The sequence below is a fragment of the Kitasatospora sp. NPDC114501 genome (assembly GCF_055633695.1).
This window is the reverse complement of record NZ_JBVKDS010000035.1, coordinates 1-19159: the sequence shown is the minus strand read 5'-3', so window position 1 is coordinate 19159 and position 19159 is coordinate 1. Positions and strand designations below refer to the sequence as shown.

Annotated in this window: 18 protein-coding genes and 1 riboswitch; of the genes, 11 read left to right on the top strand and 7 right to left on the bottom strand. The window is 71.8% G+C overall.

Translation table 11 applies throughout. From position 1 onward, the window contains the following. Nucleotides 1–273 precede the first annotated feature (273 nt). Genes ACZ7RU_RS36765 through ACZ7RU_RS36755 form a run of 3 tightly spaced genes read right to left on the bottom strand, consistent with a single transcriptional unit; the run spans nt 274 to nt 3502 of the window. The gene (locus ACZ7RU_RS36765; RefSeq protein ID WP_470345361.1) at nt 274–1350 is read right to left on the bottom strand and encodes a threonine aldolase family protein; all 1077 of its coding nucleotides are present in this window, start codon (nt 1348–1350) and stop codon (nt 274–276) included. Then, a complete protein-coding gene (locus ACZ7RU_RS36760) occupies nt 1347–2105 on the bottom strand; it encodes an SDR family NAD(P)-dependent oxidoreductase (protein WP_470345359.1) in 759 nt (252 codons plus the stop codon). The genes ACZ7RU_RS36765 and ACZ7RU_RS36760 overlap by 4 nt, the downstream gene beginning before the upstream one ends. Continuing rightward, complete coding sequence (locus tag ACZ7RU_RS36755) at nt 2102–3502, bottom strand: DUF6421 family protein (RefSeq protein WP_470345358.1); 1401 nt, start codon at nt 3500–3502, stop codon at nt 2102–2104. The genes ACZ7RU_RS36760 and ACZ7RU_RS36755 overlap by 4 nt, the downstream gene beginning before the upstream one ends. Before the next feature lie 533 nt (nt 3503–4035). Here ACZ7RU_RS36755 and ACZ7RU_RS36750 point away from each other — a divergent pair. The 5 genes from ACZ7RU_RS36750 (at nt 4036) to ACZ7RU_RS36730 (ending at nt 8752) form a co-directional block, all read left to right on the top strand. Further along, complete coding sequence (locus ACZ7RU_RS36750; protein ID WP_470345357.1) at nt 4036–4923, top strand: ABC transporter substrate-binding protein; 888 nt, start codon at nt 4036–4038, stop codon at nt 4921–4923. 215 nt (nt 4924–5138) lie between these two features. Next, nucleotides 5139–5960: an amino acid ABC transporter permease gene (locus tag ACZ7RU_RS36745; protein ID WP_470345360.1), complete on the top strand. Its 822-nt coding sequence runs from the start codon at nt 5139–5141 to the stop codon at nt 5958–5960. Beyond that, entirely contained in the window at nt 5957–6715 is a 759-nt protein-coding gene (locus ACZ7RU_RS36740; protein ID WP_470345356.1) for an amino acid ABC transporter ATP-binding protein, read from the top strand. The genes ACZ7RU_RS36745 and ACZ7RU_RS36740 overlap by 4 nt, the downstream gene beginning before the upstream one ends. A gap of 358 nt (nt 6716–7073) precedes the next feature. After that, complete coding sequence (locus tag ACZ7RU_RS36735) at nt 7074–7628, top strand: DUF5134 domain-containing protein (RefSeq protein WP_470345355.1); 555 nt, start codon at nt 7074–7076, stop codon at nt 7626–7628. A 176-nt stretch (nt 7629–7804) separates the two neighbouring features. Continuing rightward, the gene (locus ACZ7RU_RS36730) at nt 7805–8752 is read left to right on the top strand and encodes a M56 family metallopeptidase (RefSeq protein ID WP_470345354.1); all 948 of its coding nucleotides are present in this window, start codon (nt 7805–7807) and stop codon (nt 8750–8752) included. A gap of 37 nt (nt 8753–8789) precedes the next feature. Here the strand turns inward: ACZ7RU_RS36730 and ACZ7RU_RS36725 are convergent, their stop codons facing one another. Continuing rightward, the gene (locus ACZ7RU_RS36725; protein WP_470345353.1) at nt 8790–9227 is read right to left on the bottom strand and encodes a MarR family winged helix-turn-helix transcriptional regulator; all 438 of its coding nucleotides are present in this window, start codon (nt 9225–9227) and stop codon (nt 8790–8792) included. A gap of 87 nt (nt 9228–9314) precedes the next feature. Here ACZ7RU_RS36725 and ACZ7RU_RS36720 point away from each other — a divergent pair, with 87 nt between their 5' ends. Both ACZ7RU_RS36720 and ACZ7RU_RS36715 read left to right on the top strand, forming a co-directional pair. Continuing rightward, nucleotides 9315–10841: an MFS transporter gene (locus tag ACZ7RU_RS36720; protein WP_470345352.1), complete on the top strand. Its 1527-nt coding sequence runs from the start codon at nt 9315–9317 to the stop codon at nt 10839–10841. 227 nt (nt 10842–11068) lie between these two features. Continuing rightward, nucleotides 11069–11707, top strand: coding sequence for a TetR/AcrR family transcriptional regulator (locus tag ACZ7RU_RS36715; protein WP_470345351.1), 639 nt, complete (start codon nt 11069–11071; stop codon nt 11705–11707). Nucleotides 11708–11785: 78 nt separating this feature from the next. Here ACZ7RU_RS36715 and ACZ7RU_RS36710 read toward each other — a convergent pair whose 3' ends face one another. Continuing rightward, nucleotides 11786–12652 (bottom strand): helix-turn-helix domain-containing protein, encoded by an 867-nt coding sequence (locus tag ACZ7RU_RS36710; RefSeq protein ID WP_188297256.1) that lies wholly within the window; start codon nt 12650–12652, stop codon nt 11786–11788. Between the two features lie 418 nt (nt 12653–13070). On the opposite strand from ACZ7RU_RS36710, the gene ACZ7RU_RS36705 reads away from it, so the two are divergent. Continuing rightward, a complete protein-coding gene (locus ACZ7RU_RS36705; RefSeq protein WP_470345350.1) occupies nt 13071–13646 on the top strand; it encodes an ATP-binding protein in 576 nt (191 codons plus the stop codon). Between the two features lie 399 nt (nt 13647–14045). Here ACZ7RU_RS36705 and ACZ7RU_RS36700 read toward each other — a convergent pair whose 3' ends face one another. After that, on the bottom strand, nt 14046–14309 hold the full coding sequence (locus tag ACZ7RU_RS36700; RefSeq protein WP_470345349.1) for a DUF397 domain-containing protein: 264 nt from the start codon (nt 14307–14309) through the stop codon (nt 14046–14048). 568 nt (nt 14310–14877) lie between these two features. Between ACZ7RU_RS36700 and ACZ7RU_RS36695 the strand changes: the two genes are divergently transcribed. The 3 genes from ACZ7RU_RS36695 to ACZ7RU_RS36685 all read left to right on the top strand — a co-directional run bounded on the left by ACZ7RU_RS36695 (nt 14878) and on the right by ACZ7RU_RS36685 (nt 18212). Beyond that, nucleotides 14878–15837, top strand: a complete 960-nt coding sequence (locus ACZ7RU_RS36695) for a sirohydrochlorin chelatase family protein (protein ID WP_470345348.1) — start codon at nt 14878–14880, stop codon at nt 15835–15837. Between the two features lie 442 nt (nt 15838–16279). Further along, nucleotides 16280–16442: riboswitch (cyclic di-AMP (ydaO/yuaA leader) on the top strand. Continuing rightward, nucleotides 16429–17751 (top strand): transglycosylase family protein, encoded by a 1323-nt coding sequence (locus ACZ7RU_RS36690; RefSeq protein WP_470345347.1) that lies wholly within the window; start codon nt 16429–16431, stop codon nt 17749–17751. (Overlaps the previous riboswitch by 14 nt.) Before the next feature lie 260 nt (nt 17752–18011). Beyond that, complete coding sequence (locus ACZ7RU_RS36685; protein WP_470345346.1) at nt 18012–18212, top strand: hypothetical protein; 201 nt, start codon at nt 18012–18014, stop codon at nt 18210–18212. Nucleotides 18213–18334: 122 nt separating this feature from the next. On the opposite strand, the gene ACZ7RU_RS36680 is transcribed toward ACZ7RU_RS36685, so the two are convergent. Next, nucleotides 18335–19159 (bottom strand): substrate-binding domain-containing protein (locus ACZ7RU_RS36680; RefSeq protein ID WP_470345345.1); only part of this gene is annotated, 825 nt, incomplete at its 5' end.

The following is a 19159-nucleotide window of genomic DNA, read 5'->3' as shown; positions in this document are numbered from 1 at the left end:
GCGTTGACTTTTGGCACGCTGTTGAGTTCTCAAGGAACGGACGCTTCCTTCGGACTGCCTTCCAGCAGGCCCTCCGGGCTTCGTTCTTTCGTGTTCCCAGCTTATCAGACGCTTTCCGCCCCGTTTTCCGGAGTTTCATTCATCGGATTCGCTTTCCACTCTGCCACCCCGGTCTCCCGCGGCGACTCCGGAACTGTACGGGGACCGGCCCGCCACATGCAAATCGTCCCGCCCTGCTGTCGCAGAGCGGGACGATCCGTTGTTCGAGCACCGTCAGGCGCGGCCCATCTCCTCGGCGATGGCCGCCGCGAAGGCGTCGATGTCGGCCTCCGTGGTGTCGAAGGCGCACATCCAGCGGACCTCGCCGGTGTGCTCGTTCCAGAAGTAGAAGCGGTAGCGCTTCTGCAGCCGCTCGCTCACCTCGCGCGGGAGGATCGCGAACACCGCGTTCGCCTGGACCGGACGGACCACCTCGACGCCGTCGATCTCGCGGACCGCGGCCTCCAGGCGGCTGGCCATCGCGTTGGCGTGGCCGGCGTTGCGCAGGTAGAGGTCACCGGAGAGCAGGGCCTCGAACTGGACCGAGACGAAGCGCATCTTCGAGGCGAGCTGCATCGAGGTCTTGCGCAGGTACTTGATGTTGCGCACCCGCTCGGGGTTGAGCACCACCACGACCTCGCCGAACAGCAGGCCGTTCTTCGTCCCGCCGAAGGAGAGCACGTCCACGCCCACGTCGGTGGTGAAGGCGCGCAGCGGCTGGCCGAGCGAGGCGGCCGCGTTGGCCAGGCGGGAGCCGTCCACGTGGACGAGCATGCCCAGCTGGTGGGCGTGCTCGGTGATCGCGCGGATCTCGTCGACGGTGTAGAGGGTGCCGAGCTCGGTGCTCTGGGTGATGGAGACCGCGAGCGGCTGCGCGCGGTGCTCGTCGCCGAAGCCCCAGGCCTGCTGGTCGAGCAGCTCGGGGGTGAGCTTGCCGTCCGGGGTGGGGACGGTGAGCAGCTTGATGCCGCCCATCTTCTCCGGGGCGCCGCCCTCGTCCACGTGGATGTGGGCCGACTCGGCGCAGACCACCGCGCCCCAGCGCGGGAGCAGCGACTGGAGGGCGACCACGTTGGCGCCGGTGCCGTTGAAGACGGGGTAGGCCTCCGCCTTCTCGCCGAAGTGGCGGCGGAAGACGTCCTGGAGGTGGGCCGTGTAGTCGTCCTCGCCGTAGGCGATCTGGTGACCGCCGTTGGCGAGGGCTATCGCGGCGAGGACCTCCGGGTGCACACCGGCGTAGTTGTCGCTGGCGAAGCCACGGACGGCGGGGTCGTGCCGCCGTACCGCGTCCGTACGGTTGGGGTCGGTCATCGGGCTGTCAGCCACAGGTGCTGTCCGTTCAGTTCTGCTGCGGGGCGGTCCCAGAGGCCCGCCAGGTGTCCGGCGAGGTCGGCGGTGTCGGTGAAGCCGGCGAACTTCGCCTCCGGCTTCTCCGCCCGCATTTCGGGGCTGACCAGCGCCTTGATGACCAGGATCGCAGCCGCCGCGGTGGGCTCGCCCTCGGGGTCGGTGGTCTCCTTCTTGAAGGAGTCGGCCATGGCGAGCGTCCACGCCTCGGTGGCGGCCTTGGCGGCCGCGTAGGCGGCGCCGCCGGCGGTGGGCTTGTGCGCGGCCGAGGCGGAGATCATCGCGTAGCGGCCGGCGGTGCTGCGGACCAGCGCGGGCTGGAAGGCCAGCGAGGTGTGCTGGAGGGTACGCACCACGGTGTCGTGCAGGAAGTCCCAGTCGTCCAGCCGGGTGTCGAAGAAGGTCTTGCTGCCGCGCCAGCCGCCCACCAGGTGGAACAGGCCGTCGACGTGGCCGTGCTCGGACTCCAGGTGGTCGGCCCAGTCGTGGACCTCCTGCGGGTCGAGCAGGTCGATCACCTGGCCGCTGACCTTCGCGCCGCGGACGGACACCCGGGTGGCGTCCAGGGCGGAGTCCAGCCGCTGGGCGTCGATGTCGGCACCGATCACGGTGGCGCCGTCGGCGGTGAGGCGGCGCAGGACGGCGCGGCCGGCCGGGCCGCTGGCTCCGGCGACGGCGATGACCTTGCCGGCCAGCGGGGCGTTGATGGAGGTGGTCACGCTGCTGCTCCCTGGGCGGTGTTACCGGTGATGCCGGTGGTGGAGGCGATGACGCCGCTCAGCTTCTTGTTGAGGGCCTCGTAGAACATGCTCAGCGGGAACTCGTCCGGGAGCACGGCGTCGCACAGGGCCTTGTTGAGGGCCTTGCCGTCGGTGATGCCGAGCGGAAGGGCCTCGGGGCCCTTCGCCCAGGTCGAGGCGGGGTGCGGGGTGAGGTACCGGGAGACCAGCTCGTAGGCGGCGATCCAGTGGGCCGGCTTGGGCCGGTCGATGCCGTCGCGGTACAGCTTCTCGATCTCGCCGCAGAGCGCGTTGGTGACCTGCGGGGCGCGCTCCCAGTCGATGCTGAGGCGGTTGTCGCGCCAGCGCAGGGCATCGTGCTTGTGCAGGTAGGCGAAGAGCAGCTGGCCGCCGAGGCCGTCGTAGTTGCGCACCCGGTCGCCGGAGACCGGGAAGCGGAACAGGCGGTCGAAGAGGATCGCGTACTGGACGTCGCGGGCGTGCGGGTTGCCCTCGGTCTCCAGCTTCACCGCCTCCTTGAAGGTGGTGAGGTCGCAGCGGAGCTCCTCCAGGCCGTACATCCAGAACGGGCTGCGCTGCTTGATCATGAAGGGGTCGAACGGCAGGTCGCCGTGGCTGTGGGTGCGGTCGTGGACCAGGTCCCACAGGACGAAGGTCTCCTGCGCGCGCTGCTGGTCCTGGAGCAGGCCCTCGGCGTCGGCCGGGATCTCCAGGCCGAGCTGCTGGACGGCGCTGGTGGACACCGCGCGGAAGCGAGCGGCCTCGCGGTCGCAGAAGATGCCACCCCAGGTGAAGCGTTCCGGTGCCTTGCGCACGGCGACCGTCTCGGGGAAGAGCACGGCGGAGTTGGTGTCGTAGCCGGCGGTGAAGTCCGTGAAGGTGATCGGCACGAACATCGGGTTGTCGAAGCGGGTGCGCTCCAGCTCGGCCAGCCAGTCGGGCCACACGACGCGCAGCAGGACGGCTTCCAGGTTGCGGTCCGGGTTGCCGTTCTGGGTGTACATCGGGAAGAGGACCAGGTGCTCCAGCCCGTCCTCGCGCTGGTCGGCGGGCTGGAAGGCGAGCAGCGAGTCCAGGAAGTCGGGCTCGCGGTAGCCGGTGTCGGCCCACTTGGCGAGGTCCGCGTCGACGGCGGCCAGGTAGGCGGCGTCGTGCGGGAAGTTCGGGGCGAGCTCCTCGACGGCGGCGCGGACGGTGGCGACCAGCGGGTCGACCGTGTGCCGCTGGACGGCGGACAGGTCGATCGAGCCGTCCTTGGACTGGAGCGGGCGCAGCGTCTCGACGGCCTCCTTCAGGCGCAGCCAGGCCGGGTGGCCGGCGAGGGTCGAGACCGGGGCGTCGGCCGCCACAGCGAGCCTTGGCGAAAGATTCTGCATCGGGGACTCACTTCGACAGGAGGTATTTCAACGGGAACACCATAAGTACGAAAGGTTCTCCCGTTCAAGAGGGTCCTGACCGGCAAAGCTCCGGCGTGCCGCCGCTTCGGCGCCCAAACCTTCGGCGGGAGAAGGGTTGTCCGACATGTGGACATCGATCTGGATGTTCTGGACAGACGCGCCTTTCTGATGCGAACCTCCCCGCATGCTCCCGGCGGTGATCACGGTGGCCGTACGCCACGACAGCCCGTTCCGGGTGCCCTCCTGTCGGCACGGACGCCGTCACTGTCGCGCGCGCGGCCTCCGCCGCCGCTGTCGCCGCTGTTGTTGACCGGTCTGCCGCCGACCCGGCTGCTGCCGATCCGGCTCGGGGGGGCACCGCGGACGCGGGCCCGTACGCCGACCATGCCGCGTGTGTTCCGGCGCCGCCACCGGGGGGAAGTGACCCGCCGGGACACGGGCCGCCCGTCGCGGCCTCCCGTGCCCTGCCTTCTCGTCCCACCGTCCCGCCGGTCCTTCCCTGGAGCCCCGTCATGACCCTCCGCAAGCCGTCCGCCGTACTGCCCGTCGCCGCACTGGTCGCCGCCGCGGCCGTGCTGACCGCCTGCGCACCGCAGGACTCGAAGTCCGACGCCGCCTCCGGCGCCTCGGGCGCGGCCGGGTCGGCGGCGGGCTGCGCGCCGGGGGCGCTGGCCACGCGTACCGCCGGGACGCTGACCGTCGGCACCGACAAGCCCGCGTACGACCCGTGGTTCTCCGAGGACAAGCCGGAGAACGGCAAGGGCTTCGAGTCCGCCGTGGCCTACGCCGTCGCCGAGAAGCTCGGCTACCCCAAGGAGAAGGTCAGCTGGGTGGTCTCGCCGTTCAACAAGGCGACCGCGCCGGGCGCCAAGGACTTCGACTTCGACATCAACCAGGTGTCCGTCAGCGACGAGCGCAAGCAGGCGGTGGACTTCTCCTCCGGCTACTACGACGTGCGCCAGACCGTCATCGCGCTGAAGAACTCCAAGGCGGCCGGCGCCAGGAGCATCGCCGACCTCAAGGGCACCAAGCTCGGCGCGCAGGTCGGCACCACGAGCCTGGACACCATCACCGGCACCATCAAGCCGACCACCCAGCCGGCCGTCTTCGACTCCAACGACCTGGCCAAGGCCGCGCTGAAGAACGGCCAGATCGAGGCCCTGGTGGTCGACCTGCCGACCGCCTTCTACATCACCGGCGCCGAGGTGCCGGAGGCCCAGGTGGTCGGCCAGTTCGAGGCGACGGCGAAGGCCGAGCAGTTCGGCCTCGTGCTGGACAAGGGCTCCAAGCTGACCGGCTGCGTCTCGCAGGCGGTGGACGCGCTGCGCGCCGACGGCACGCTGGCGAAGCTGGAGAAGCAGTGGCTCTCCGACGCCGTCTCGGCACCGGTGCTGAAGTGAGCGCCGACCTGGGCTCCGAGCTGAGCGGGGAGGCGTCGGAGAGCGCCGGTTCGGTGGAGCTCGCCAAGGCTCCGGGTGCCCGGGGCGGGACACCGGGCACGCCGACCGGGACGCCGGGCGCGGGCGCCGGGACGCCGGCTTCACCGACCGGGGCAGCTGCTTCGCGGACCGCGGCGTCGGGGGCGGAGGACGACTACCGCCCGTCCGAGCGGCGGCTGGCGCACGAGGCCTTCCGGCGGGCCCGGGCGCGGCGCTCGGCGCTGATCGCCACCGCGTCGACCCTGGCTACGGCCGCCGTGCTCTACCTGCTGGTCGTCAACTCCCCCGGCTGGGAGGTGACTCGACGGACCTTCTTCAACCTCGACTACGCCCGGCAGGCGCTGCCCGAGGTGCTGAAGGGGCTGCGGCTGAACCTGGAGCTGATGCTCGGCTGCGGGGCGCTGATCCTGGTCTTCGGGCTGCTGCTGGCGGTGCTCCGGACGCTGCGCGGGCCGGTCTTCCTGCCGGTGCGGCTGCTGGCCACCGCGTACGTGGACTTCTTCCTCGGGCTACCGATGATCATCTGCCTGCTGGTGATGATCACCGGGGTGCCCGCGCTGCGGCTGACCGGGGTGACCACCGATCCGCTGCTGCTGGGCGGGGCGGCGCTGGTGCTGACGTACTCGGCGTACGTGTCGGAGGTATTCCGCTCCGGCATCGAGTCGGTGCACCCGAGCCAGCGGGCCGCGGCCCGGTCGCTGGGCCTGACCAACGCGCAGGCGATGCGCTACGTGGTGCTGCCGCAGGCCGTCCGCCGGGTGGTGCCGCCGCTGATCAACAACCTGGTGAGCCTCCAGAAGGACACCGGGCTGGTCTCGATCGGCGGCGCGATCGACGCGGTGTACGCGGCGAAGATCATCGCGGCCCGGTCCTTCAACTTCACGCCGTACCTGGTGGCGGGACTGGTGTTCATCGTGCTGACCATTCCACTGACCCGGTTCGCCGACTGGCTGACCACCCGGATGAACCGCCGCCAGCTCCAGGGAGGTGCGGTGTGACGTCGAACGAGGTGCTCCGGCTGGAGTCGGTGCGCAAGACCTTCGGCGGCCAGGTGGTGCTGCGCGACGTGGACCTCGCCGTGGCCGAGCACTCGGTGACGGCGCTGATCGGGGCGTCCGGCTCCGGCAAGTCCACGCTGATGCGCTGCGTCAACCTGTTGGAGGGGATCGACGACGGTGCGATCTTCCTGGACGGCGAGGAGATCACCGATCCGCGCGCGGACGAGGACGCCGTACGGCGCCGGATCGGCGTGGTGTTCCAGTCCTACAACCTGTTCCCGCATCTGACGGTGCTGGAGAACATCACGCTCGCGCCGCGCCGGGTGCACCGGGTCGCCCGGGCCGAGGCGGAGGCGCGGGCGCTGGAACTGCTCGACCGGCTCGGACTGGCGGCCAAGGCGAAGGAGTACCCCGACCGGCTCTCCGGCGGACAGCAGCAGCGGGTCGCCATCGTGCGCGCACTGGCCACCGGGCCACGGCTGCTGCTCCTGGACGAGATCACCGCCGCACTCGACCCGGTGCTCGTCGGCGAGGTGCTGTCGGTGGTGCGGGACCTCAAGGAGCAGGGGATGACGATGGTCCTCTCCACGCACGAGATGGGGTTCGCCCGCGAGGTCGCCGACCAGGTCTGCTTCCTGGACGGCGGGGTGGTGCTCGAACAGGGGCCGCCGGAGCAGGTGTTCGGCGACCCGCGGGAGGAGCGGACCCGGCGGTTCCTCAGCCGGGTGGTCGCCTCCGGGCGGCTCCAGGGCTGAGCCCGGCCCTCGCCGAGGGAGAGCCGGGGTGGGCGGGCTGGCGGGCTGGCGGGCTGGCGGGCTGGCGGGCTGGCGGCCGAGGCGACCAAGCCGTGCGACCGAAGCGTGCGGCCGGGGCTTTCGCGACGACGGACACCACCGTGCGCCCCTGCACGCGCCTGGCCGCGCCCGGCGGGGTGCGGTGATCGTGGTGCGGACGTCCGTCGCCGCGCGCGGGGGCGGCGGACAGGCGACCGCCGACAGATGACAGATGACAGATGACAGATTTCATCATCTGTTCGCTGAACGCTGTTCCCTGCCATCTGTCCGCTGTCGCCTGTTCGCCGCCCCCGCGCCCACCGCCCCCGGGAGGCCGCCGTTGCACGGACCCGCCCTGGTCAACTGGCTCCTCGCCCTCCTCGCCGCCGGTGCCGGCACCGCCTGCCTGGTCCGGCTGCGCCACTCCCCCTGCACCCCGGGCGGCACGCACGGACTGCTCACCCGCGAGTCCGACGCCGCCGAGGCCCTGATGGGGCTCGGCATGGCCGCGATGGCCGTCACCGGAGCCACCGTCCCACCCGCCGTCTGGGCCGGCCTCTTCGGCCTCCCCGCCACCGGCTTCCTCCTCGCCGCCGCCCACGCCCCGGCCGGGAGGACCCACCGACTGCACCACGCCGTCGGCGCGCTCGCCATGACGTACATGGCCGTCGCGATGGCGACCGCCTCCGGTCACGGACACCACCAAGCCGCCACCCTGGGCCTTCCGGCGCTGACCGGGGTGCTCCTCCTCTACTTCGGCGGGTACACCCTCTGGACCGGCAGCCGACTGCTGCGCACCCCGGCGGGCACCCTCGCGATCGGCACCTCCGGGCTGCCGCAGGCCTGCCGGCTCACCATGGGCATCGGCATGTTCGCCATGCTCCTGACCATGTGACGACCGGACGGCCCGCCGGCCCGGCTCCCCATGAACCCCGCCCGGCACCCCAAGACCCCGACCCGGGCGTGGCGTTGGTCACTGGCCGGCCGAAAGCCGTTCCACCGGGCCTTGCCAGCACATAGGTTGGCAGGGAGCGCGTTGTCGCGTTCCGTGCGTACTCGGGGAGCCCATCGATGCCTGCCCTGATCGTCCTGCTGCTGCTCGGACTGCTGCTCTCGACCGTCGCGCCCCGGCTGCTGGCCCGGGCCCGCTGGGCGGAGCGCGAGCCGGTGCTGGCGCTGCTGGTGTGGCAGTGCCTGGTGGTGGCCGTGCTGCTCTGCTGTGCGCTGGGACTCCTCCTGGCGGCCTCCGCCGCCCTGCCGGAGCTGCGCGCGATGGTGTTCGCCGGCGCGCCGCACGGCGTGGAGGCGGCGTACGGCCTCCAGGGCGCGGAGGGCTGGGGCCGGCTGTGCGCCGCGGTACTGGCGGCGGGCGGGGTGCAGACGGTGCTGGCGCTCACCCGGGAGGTCCGTACGGCCAAGGCACTGCGCAGTCGGCGTCACGCCCAACTGACCAGCCGCGCACCGGAGTTGCCGGACACGATCGAGACGGCCCGGGCTCGCCGGGAGCGCCTGGTGGTGCTGGAGAACGTCCGCCCGGAGGCGTGGTCGCTGCCCGGGCCGGACTCCCGGCTGGTGGTCACCACCGGCGCCCTCCAGCAGCTGACCGACCGGGAGCTGGCCGCCGTGCTGAGCCATGAGCGCGGCCACGTCCGGGCCCGGCACCACTGGCTCCAGCAGTTCGCCCAGGCGCTCGCCTCCGGCTTCCCCGGGGTCGGCGTGTTCAGCGCCTTCCGGGACCAGGTGGCGGAGCTGGTCGAGCTGGCCGCCGACGACCGGGCCGCCCGGCGGCACGGCCGGCACACCACCGCCCTCGCACTGGCCGAACTCAACCTGGACCGCGGGGTGTTCGGCTCTTGCCCGCCCGGCCTGGCGCAGTCGCCGAAGCGGGTGGACCGACTGCTCGCGGGCCGTCCGCGGCTCTCCGTCCCGCACCGGCTGCGGCTCACCGTCGCGGCGCTCGCCACGCCCGCCGTCGTCGTCCTGCTGGCCGCCGCACCGGGGCTGCGGACGCTGTTCTGAGGCGACTCCGCATCAGCGCGAGGATCCTGACGAATCGTCAGCCCGAAGAGGGCGACCCGCCGGCCGGGCCGAGACCGTCGCCGAGGGTCAGGTCCAGCACCTCGCGATGGAGCGGCCTGGCCTGCTCGTAGCGCTCCCGGCCGGCCTCGGTGAGGGTGAGCACGACGCCCCGCCGATCGCTCTCGCACATCGCCCGGGTGACGAGTCCGGCCTTCTCCAGTCGGGCGATCAGCCGGGAGAGCGCGCTCTGGCTCAGGTGCACGGTGTGGGCCAGCTCGCTCACCCGCACCGCGTGCCCGCCGTCTCCCCCGCACCCCTCGACGAGGCGCTCCAGCACCTCGAACTCGCTCATGCCCAGCCCGTACCGCTCACCCAGCTCGCGGTCGAGCAGGCAGGCCGTGGCGGCATGCCGCGCCAGCAGCTCGCGCCACTGCGCGACGAGACCGGCCTCCGCCGGCGAGTCGAGTTCTGCCACGGCGCCACCCTAGCACGTGCATCGACAATTATTGCGTTCACATCTAATTCACTTGCATTGAATGCATGTGCATGTACTGTCCTCCCCATGACCACCGCGACCGTCATGTCACCCGACGCCCCGTCAACCAGCGGGCCGCACTGGACTCCCCGCCTCTGGGGCACCCTGATCGTGCTCTGCGCCGCCATGTTCCTGGACGCCCTGGACGTCTCCATGGTGGGCGTCGCCCTTCCGTCCATCGGCTCCGACCTGCACCTGTCCACCTCCACCCTGCAGTGGGTGGTCTCCGGCTACGTGCTCGGCTACGGCGGCCTGCTGCTGCTCGGCGGACGCGCCGCCGACCTGCTCGGCCGCCGCCGGGTCTTCCTGGTGGCCCTGGGCGTCTTCGCCGCCGCCTCGCTGGCCGGCGGTCTCGTCGACGACGGCGGCCTGCTGATCGCGGCCCGCTTCCTCAAGGGCGTCAGCGCCGCCTTCACCGCCCCGGCCGGCCTGTCGATCATCACCACGACCTTCGCGGAGGGCCCGGCCCGCAACCGCGCGCTGTCCATTTACACCACCTGCGGCGCCAGCGGCTTCTCGCTCGGCCTGGTGCTCAGCGGCCTGCTCACCTCGGTCGGCTGGCGCTGGACCTTCCTGATGCCCGTCCCGGTCGCGCTGCTCGCCCTGGTCTTCGCCGTCCGGCTGCTTCCCCGCCCGGTCGAGGAGCCCGCCAAGGGCGGCTACGACGTACTGGGCGCGATCACCGGCACCGCGACCGTGCTACTGCTCGTCTTCACCGTCACCGAGGCCCAGGGCGCCGGCTGGTTGAGCCTGCGCACCCTCGGCTCACTGCTCGTCGTCGCCGTGCTGGCCGCCGCCTTCGTGCGGGTGGAGAGCCGCACCGCGCACCCGCTGGTCCGGCTCGGCATCTTCCGCAACGGCTCGGTCACCCGGGCCAACGTGGTCGCCTTCGCGATGACCGGCGCGTACGGCGGGTTCCAGTTCGTGGTCACCCTCTATCTCCAGCACCTGCTCGGCTGGTCGGCCCTGGAGATGGCCCTCGGGCTGCTCCCGGCCGCGGCCCTCATCGCGCTCTCGGCGCCCTTCATGGGCCCGATCGTGGACCGCTTCGGCACCGCGCGACTGCTGCCGATCGGCCTGCTCTCGCTGGTCGCCGCCTTCGCGCTGTTCCTGCGGCTGGACGAGCACAGCTCGTACCCGGGCCTGGTGCTGCCCTCGATGCTGCTGCTCGGCGTGGGCTTCGCGTTCGCCTTCCCCTCGGTGAACATCGCCGCCACCGACGGCGTGGCCGACGAGGAGCAGGGCCTGGCCTCGGGGCTGGTGAACACCGCCATCCAGGTCGGCACCGCCGTGGTACTGGCCGGAGCGACCGCGATGATCACGGCCGGCAGCGCGGGCGGCGACAGCCCGCAGGCCCAGCTGGACGGCTACCGGCCGGCACTGCTGTTCGTCACGGTGGTCGCGCTGGTCGGCCTGGTGGTCGCGGCGGCGGGCGCCCTGGTGGACCGGCGCCGCAAGACGACTCCCGCTCCGGTGCCGGACTATGACTACACGTCAAACGGGTCGACCAACGGATCGACCACGGCCCGGACCGAGGTCCTGGCCAAGCGCTGACCGCCGGGCTCGCCGGATGGCCGACCGCGGAACGCGGGTCGCCGAACGGCCGACCCCCGGGCCGTCGGACCATGGCGCCGGCTCCACCAAACCCCCGTGTCGGTGGAGCCGGCCGTCTTCGTGGCGGCCGCCCGGGCCGCGCCCGTCGTCGGGCGCGGTTCCCCGGTGCGACTGTCGGCTCCACAAGTATATTGGCTCGGAGCCAACGAACGTTCGGAGCAGACACGATGGCACCTCGCGGGGATTCGGTCAACGAGGAGATGCGGCAACGCTCCCGTCGGCGCATCATGCGGGCCACCGTCGAACTGGTCGACCAGCGCGGTTACGCGGGAACCACACTGTCGGACATCGCCGAGCGGGCCGGGCTCGCCCGCGGGCTGCTCTCGTACTACTTCGACGGCAAACGGCTGCTGATGCAGTCCGCGACGCACCGGATGATGCACCAGGCACTGGCCGGCGCGCTGGCGGAACTGGCCCCCGGCTCCTCCCCCGACGCCCGGCTGGCCCGGGCGATCGACACCGTGCTCTGGCTGGCGCTGGACCACCCCCGGGTGATGCGCTCCCACCTGGCACTGATCCTCGACCCGGACACCGGCGCCTTCGTCCAGGACCCGGAGCAGCAGCAGCTCGGCGCCATCCTCCAGGGGCTGCTGCGGGACTGGGGCGCACCCGACCCGGTCGCCGAGCACGCGGTGCTGCGCAGTGCGCTGATGGGCGGCTGCATCGGAGTGCTGCTGCCCGGCGCCGAGATCCCGCTGGCACCGATCCGGGCCGACCTCTTCCGCCGCTACGAGCTGGCCTGGGAGCTGGGTCGCCCGCCGCACCCGACCCCGCCGGAACGCGAACGGCCGCCGGCCCGCGGCTGACGGCGGGTGGGCGGCCTGGCGAACCGCTACCGGGGGCCTCGCGAGGGAGGGGGCTCACAGGCCCCGGGCGGCAACGGCTCAGCGTTCCTTCAGGATCGAGGCGAGCAGGTCTATCGTGCGCTCCGGCGTGAGGCTGTCCACGCAGAGCCGCTCCATGACCTGGATGTAGGCGTCGACGTCGTCACGCTTGTCCAGGTAGAGCGCGCTGGTGAGCTGCTCCAGGTAGACCACGTCCGCGAGGTCCTGCTCCGGGAAGCGCAGGATCGTGAACGCCCCGGACTCGCCCGCGTGCGCGCCGAACCGGAACGGCATGACCTGGATCACCACGTTGGCCTGCTCGGCGACGTCGATCAGGTACTGCACCTGACCGCGCATCACCTTGGGCCCGCCGACCGGCCGACGCAGCGCCGCCTCGTCGATGACCGCCCACAGGCGCGGGCTGGCGCCCTCGGCCAGCAGCTTCTGGCGCCGCAGCCGGAGGCTGACCCGCCGCTCGACCTCCTCCTCGCTGATGACCGGCCGACTTTGGCCGAAAACCGCCCGTGCGTACTCCTCGGACTGCAGCAGCCCGGGGATGAACTGCACCTCGTAGGTGCGGATCAGCTGGGCGGCCTCCTCCAGGCCGACGTAGGTCTGGAACCAGCCCGGCAGCACGTCGTTGAAGCTGTGCCACCAGCCGGACTTGTTGGCCTCGCGGACGAGGCCGAGCAGGGCCTCCCGCTCGATGCCGTCGTCCACGCCGTACAGACTGAGCAGGTCGGCGACGTCGCGCTCCTTGAAGCTGACGCGGCCGAGCTCCATGCGGCTGATCTTGGACTCGGAGGCCCGGATCGCGTAGCCCGCGTCCTCGCGGGTGATGCCGCGCGCCTCGCGCAGGCGGCGAAGCTGCGAGCCGAGGAGGATCCGGCGGACCATCGAGCCGCCGCCCGGCTGAACTGTGGTCATGCGGTCGAAACCTCCACCTAGGGCAAACAGCGCACAGTCTGCCATCAGTTGAGCGCTCACGGTGCCGATACTGACGGATGTTCCTATCAGTTCCGCACTCCGTGCACCAGGATGCACGTGCATTCGGCGCTTGCATATGCCAATAGTGCGACTGCACGTGAATCGACTCTTGCATCTGCAGTGAGCGCACACCACCATGGTGCACGTGCACCTGCACATCCCTGGCAATCCCGCGGGCTCCGCGTCGACCCCACGCGCGACTCCGTGCACCGACCCGACGGCGTCCCCCGCGTCATCGGGCGTCCGAGTGCGCGGGCGCCTGGTCGAGGGGGCGGCCGAGCGGCCGAGCGAGTCGGAGGTGACCGGCATGACCCCGGCGGGTCCAGCCGTGTCCGCCCCCTTATGGGAGGAGCTCTTCATGAGCACCGGTACGGCTTTGGCGGTTGACCCCCTTGTGGTCACCTGTACGCTCGCTCCTCGCTTCGAAGCCGTCAGAACCGCGCGCGACTTCGCTCGAAGCACGCTCCAGCGCTGGAGCCTGACGGAGCTGTTCGACGACGTCGCGCTGGTGGCCTCGGAACTCGTGACCAACGCCCTCCGGCACGCGATCGGCGCACGGCCCGATCAACCGGGCGGCATCCAGGGCGAGTACGACTTTCCCGTGCAGCCGACCGCGGGCGGCCGGCTGCCGATCCGAATAAGCCTGGTGCACCGCGCACCCCAGGTGGTCTGCGCGGTGAGCGATCCGAGCAGCATCGGCCCGATCGCCCGGGAGGCCGACTTCGTCGCCGAGTCGGGACGCGGACTGCACCTGGTGGAGTCGTTCAGCCGCTCCTGGGGCTGGCACCCGCTGGGCAGCGGCAAGGTGGTCTGGGCGATGTTCGAGGCGGAGAAGGTCGACGGCTCCCCGCTGGACGGACACCCCGAACTCGGCGGCCGCTCACCGCTCGACGGCCCCGTCGAGGTCGGCGGACGGCATCGGCGCTCGGCCTAGGACGGGCCTCGCGCCCAGGACGGACTCCGCGCCGGACGGCGCGCGGCCGGTCGAGGGAAGCCCCGGGAGGACCACACCCCGGGCGACCCTTCCGCCAGGCCCCGCCGCGGATCTCCGGTGCCACGGAGCCCGGGACCTCCCGCGCCACGGACCCGCGAGCGGCTCAGGGCGGCCCGGCGGCCGGGCGAATCCGGCGGCGGCCGCCGGGGCGACGCCTCCGGATCGAACACCGCAGCGTCGGACACCGCAGCGTCGGACGCCTCCGGAGGAGCGACAACCGGGGCGGCGGTTTCGGGAGCAACGATTCCCGGAGCGGTGACATCCGGAAGAGAGAAAGACAAAGGCCGTCGTGGTGTCGGCACCCACGACGGCCCCCCGATGATGGAGCACGGCGGCCGGTCAGACCGCCAGGTGGTCGAACTCCCCGTCCTTCGCCCCCAGCAGCAGGGCCGCGATCTCGGCCCGGGTGTAGATGAGGGCCGGACCGTCCGGGAACCGCGAGTTGCGCATCGCCACATCGCCTCCCGGCAGCGCCGCGAACTCGACGCAGTTGCCCTGGGAGTTGCTGTGCCGGCTCTTCTGCCAGACCACCCCCTGGAGATCGGCCGCGGCCATCCCGTTGTAGGGGTCGTACGAGCCGTGCGTGTCCTGCGAGTCGTGCATAGAAATCTCCCGAAGAGCTCCGGAGTTGTCGTCCAGCGCGGCGCCCCCGGCGCCGCCGAAACGAACGGGCCGGCCCCGTACCGGTCCGGCACAACGCCTCACTTGACGCGATGATAGCCGCAGTGCACGTGCATCAGCACGGGACGTTGCAGGTGCACCAGGCCTTTTACCCGCATTCGCCAACTCTTCACGGCCCTTCTCCTGACGGTACGTAAACGGACATAGCCGATGAATCACCGGGCTCGTGATAACCGGCCGTGAGCACTTCCCCGCTGAATGTTGATCTTCGAGCGCCGGGAGTCGCACCCCCGTGACCCTGCGTCAAACCATCCTCGTGCTGTGAGACATCTCACGCACCCCAGGTGCAACGCCCGCCCACTCGGATCGCGTCGTGGTAACCACCGGAGACCGTACGGGGGTTGGGTGAGGAATGTCCGGATTGTAGGCAAAGCGCCCGGACCGGTGCCGAAGACGCACCGGGTTCGCACGGGGTCCGCACCGCGACCACGCGGATCCCGTCCGGCAGCCGACTGCAAGCCCGACGGGCCGATGTCCTACGATCTCCGGCATGAGCACCGCAGCCATTCCGGGCGCGCCACTGCCCGTCCGCACTCCAGGCTCCCGTGCGCGGGGGCGCCACCGTCGTCCCGAGCGCCCCGAGATCCCGGCCGGCGCCCCGGCCCTGGTGCTCGCCGTGCCCGCGACCGCCGGGCCCGAGTCCCGCTCGGTCGTCGAGGAACTGCTCTCGATCGTCCGCACCGAGCAGAACGGCGTCCAGACCGCGGTCGGCTACCTCCCCGGGAACGGCGCCGAGGGCGCGGGCGGCGAGGACCGCACGGTGGCCGAGCTGCTGGCCCTGGCCGCCGAGGCCGGGCTGCCGATGCCCGTCCTGGTGCCGCTGGTGCCCGGCCCGCACACCTTCCTGAGCGAGCTTCACGCGCTCGCCGCCGAGTACGGCGCTCCCGTCACCGACCCGCTGGGCCCGCACCCGCTGCTGGCCGAGGCCGTGCACGTCCGGCTGTCCGAGGCCGGGCTGGCCCGGGCCGACCGCGCCCGGCTGTTCGCCATCGCGACCGCCGCGGACGGCGTGGTGCTGACCACCGTCGGCGGCGAGGACGCGGCCGCCGCGGCCGGCATCACCGGCGTGCTGCTCGCCGCGCGGCTGGCCGTGCCGGTCGTCGCCGCCGCGCTCGACGTGCCCGGCTCGGTGGCCGCGGCCGTCAACCACCTCAGGGACACCGGCTCGCAGCGCCCGGCGCTGGCCCCGCTGGTGATCGGCCCGGAGGCGGACTCCGAGCTGCTCGCCACCGCCGCCGAGGAGACCGGCTGCCCGTCGGCCGCGCCGCTGGGCGCCTACCCGTCGGTCGGCCAGCTGATCGCCTCCACCTACCTGGCCGCGCTGCCCATGCCGTCCGCGGAGGACCTGGCGCGGGCCGAGGCGGAGGCCGCGGCCGCCGCCGAGGCCGAGGGGGCCCTGGAGGGCGTTCGCGGCGCCCACGCGGCCGCCGAGGGGTCCCTCGGGCAGTAGTCGACACCGCGCGCCGGTTCGCGCGCGCCGAAGGGCCCGGAACGGTTCGCGTTCCGGGCCCTTCGCATTGGTCCCGTACGGGAACCGGGCGCAAGGAAGTGGAATGTCCGTTCTGGCGCTATTTGAAGGGAAATAGGGAACGCGCGCACGGACACGTGAATCACGGCCGCCCCGCTCGCCTCCGGAGCACACTCTTCCGCGATTCAACGCGCCGTCATGTCACTCCTGAGGCATAGCCAGTTGTCGGTTTCCGCAACAGAATTGCTCGAAAACGATCATTTACGATCATGGTCGCCTGCAATTTTGGCAGTTCTCACTAAACCGTGATGCGCGTCACAGGCATTTGCAGTTTGAACTTAAGTCTGATTAACGTGCTCCCCGTTCGTGACCACACGAACCCGGTTCATCCGCAACGCCGAGTCCTGCCGTCGGATGTCCTGGCATCGCGAAAACGCACCACGGCAGGAGCGGGGGACCCACAGGTAAGTCGCCCCGGACCGATCTCCGGAACGGTCCAGGGCTAGGGGTGAAGCCGCGCTCACCGCGCGGCCGGGCAACTCCAGCCCGAATCCGACAGCTCACCTCGCAGGCGTGGGAGAGGACCGCGTCTTCATGCTGCCCACCAACGGCACCAGCCTGTCCAGCCGCACCCGCCGCGTGATCGCCGCCCTCGGCGTCGCGGGCGTCGGCCTCACCGTCCCCTGCCTCACCTCGGGCACCGCCTCCGCCGCCACCGTCGCCACCTGGGACAAGGTCGCCCAGTGCGAGAGCGGCGGCAACTGGAGCATCAACACCGGCAACGGCTTCTACGGCGGTCTCCAGTTCACCTCCAGCACCTGGTCCGCCTTCGGCGGCACCGCCTTCGCGGCGCGCGCCGACCTGGCCACCAAGGACCAGCAGATCGCCGTCGCCGAGAAGGTCCTCGCCTCGCAGGGCCCCGGCGCCTGGCCCGTCTGCTCCGTCAAGGCCGGCCTGACCAAGGGCGGCACCCCGGCCGCCGTCGACACCTCGGCGGGCTCCACGGCCGGCTCGACCACCGCCACGCCCGCCCAGGGCGCCAAGCCGGCCGCTCCGGCCGCGAAGCCCGCCGCCAAGCCCGCGCAGGCCCAGACCCCGGCCGCCAAGCCCGCCGCGCCCGCCCAGGACGGCGCCCAGGCCGCCACCGACTCCGCCGCCTCCGGCAGCCGGAGCGACTGGGCCCAGAAGCGCCAGCAGCAGGCCCAGGGCGGCGACTACACCGTGGTCGAGGGCGACTGGCTGTCCTCGATCGCCGACCGGCACAACGTGCAGGGCGGCTGGCAGCGGCTGTACGAGCTCAACCGCGGCACCCTGGCCGACGGCCCGGACACCATCTACCCGGGCCAGCACCTGTCCTTCGACGGCTCGTCCGCCGACAAGTCGGGCTCGGACTTCACCTGGTTCGACCGCTCGCAGAAGTCCGGCCAGTCCGCGGACGGCGGCGCCGTGAACGCCAAGCCGACCGCGCAGCCCCAGGCCCCGGCCGCCAAGCCCGCTCCGCAGCCCCAGACCCCGGCCCCGGCCCCGGCCGCCACCGGCAGCATGGCCGCCGCGGTGTCCTTCGCCGAGTCGAAGGTCGGTCAGGCGTACGTCTACGGCGGCACCGGCAACGGCGGCTGGGACTGCTCCGGCCTGACCCAGGCCGCGCTGCGCGCCGCGGGCATCTCCGTCCCGCGCGTCGCCGCCGACCAGGCCGCCGCCAGCACCCACGTCTCGCTGGACAGTCTCCAGCCGGGCGACCTGCTGTTCTGGTCCAACAACGGCAAGGACTCCGGCGTCTACCACGTCGCGATCTACGTCGGCAACGGCAAGTACGTCGAGGCCGCCAACCCGAGCTCGGGCGTCCGCGAGCAGACCATCGCCAACTGGGCCCCGGACTTCGCCGGCCGGGTCTGAGGACGGCGAACAGCCGACGGCTGACGGGTGACAGCTGACAGATTTCAGATAACAGATAACAGATTTCATCATCTGTCATCTGTCAGCTGTCACCCGAACGCTGACCACCCGCCACCCCCGGGGAGAGTCTGGTCGCTCTCCCCGGGGGTTCCGGCATTCCCCCCGGCCGCCCTGGCTCTGTCCCGCGGATCCGCCGAATCCCGTGGTGGACACCTCCTCCCAACGGGCATGCTGCTGCTCTGCACCCGAGGAGGAACCACATGACCCAGGTCACCGTCACCCTCGACGCGAATCTCGCGATCGACGCGATGATGCTCTCCGGCACCAAGAACCCACAGGACGCCGTCGAGCTGATCCTGCACGACTACCTGGCCCGCGGCCGCCGTACCGAGACCCGCACCGGCGAGGCCGCCGACGGACACCGGCTAACCGTCGACCGCCCGACCACCCAGGAGGGCTGACCTCCCGAGAGCCCGAGGCAGCCGACCGCCCCCGGACCCCGTCAGCCGACCGCGCGCACGCCGAAGGGCCCCGGAGAGCAACCGCCCTCCGGGGCCCCTGCGTCGGCCGTGACGGCCGGCGCTCAGCGCGCGCAGGCCCCGGTGGACCCGCGCATCACCAGCTCCGGCTGGAACATGAACTCGCCGCGCTGGACGGCGTTTCCGCCGACCTCCTCCAGCAACGCGTCCACCGCCGCCGTCGCCATCGCCTCGACCGGCTGGCGGATCGTGGTCAACGGCGGCTCGGTGAAGGCGATCAGCGGCGAGTCGTCGAAGCCGACCACCGACACGTCCTGCGGCACCGACAGCCCGCGCTGCCGCACCGCCCGGATCGCCCCGAGTGCCATCATGTCGCTCCCGCAGACGATCGCCGTGCAGCCCTTGTCGAGCAGCGCGCCGGCCGCCGCGTGCCCGCCCTCCACGCTGAACAGCGTGTGGTGGACGAGGTTCTCGGCCTCCTCCCCGGTGCGCCCGAGCACGTCGCGCATCGCGGCCGTGAAGCCCTCGATCTTGCGCAGCACAGGCACGTACCGGCGCTGACCGACGGCCAGCCCGATCCGCTCGTGCCCGAGTTCCGCGAGGTGCTGGACGGCCATCCACATCGCGGAGCGGTCGTCCGGCGAGATGAAGGGCGCGTCGATCTTCTCGCTGAAGCCGTTGATCAGCACGAACGGCACCCCGCGCCCGGCCAGCCGGGCGTAGCGGTCGTGGTCCGCGGTGGTGTCGGCGTGCAGCCCGGAGACGAAGACGATGCCCGCCACGCCCCGGTCGACCAGCATCTCCACCAGTTCGTCCTCGGTGGAGCCGCCCGGTGTCTGGGTGCACAGCACCGGCGTGAAGCCGTGCCGGCTGAGCACCTGCTCGATCACCTGGGCCAGCGCCGGGAAGATCGGGTTGCTCAGCTCCGG

Coding starts and splice junctions, on each gene's coding strand:
- ACZ7RU_RS36710 (WP_188297256.1), bottom strand. CDS start 12,652: ATGACCACAGTTCAGCCGGGCGGCGGCTCGATGGTCCGCCGGATCCTC.
- ACZ7RU_RS36695 (WP_470345348.1), top strand. CDS start 14,878: ATGAGCACCGCAGCCATTCCGGGCGCGCCACTGCCCGTCCGCACTCCA.
- ACZ7RU_RS36685 (WP_470345346.1), top strand. CDS start 18,012: ATGACCCAGGTCACCGTCACCCTCGACGCGAATCTCGCGATCGACGCG.
- ACZ7RU_RS36730 (WP_470345354.1), top strand. CDS start 7,805: ATGCCTGCCCTGATCGTCCTGCTGCTGCTCGGACTGCTGCTCTCGACC.
- ACZ7RU_RS36705 (WP_470345350.1), top strand. CDS start 13,071: ATGAGCACCGGTACGGCTTTGGCGGTTGACCCCCTTGTGGTCACCTGT.
- ACZ7RU_RS36715 (WP_470345351.1), top strand. CDS start 11,069: ATGGCACCTCGCGGGGATTCGGTCAACGAGGAGATGCGGCAACGCTCC.
- ACZ7RU_RS36700 (WP_470345349.1), bottom strand. CDS start 14,309: ATGCACGACTCGCAGGACACGCACGGCTCGTACGACCCCTACAACGGG.
- ACZ7RU_RS36755 (WP_470345358.1), bottom strand. CDS start 3,502: ATGCAGAATCTTTCGCCAAGGCTCGCTGTGGCGGCCGACGCCCCGGTC.
- ACZ7RU_RS36750 (WP_470345357.1), top strand. CDS start 4,036: ATGACCCTCCGCAAGCCGTCCGCCGTACTGCCCGTCGCCGCACTGGTC.
- ACZ7RU_RS36765 (WP_470345361.1), bottom strand. CDS start 1,350: ATGACCGACCCCAACCGTACGGACGCGGTACGGCGGCACGACCCCGCC.
- ACZ7RU_RS36720 (WP_470345352.1), top strand. CDS start 9,315: ATGACCACCGCGACCGTCATGTCACCCGACGCCCCGTCAACCAGCGGG.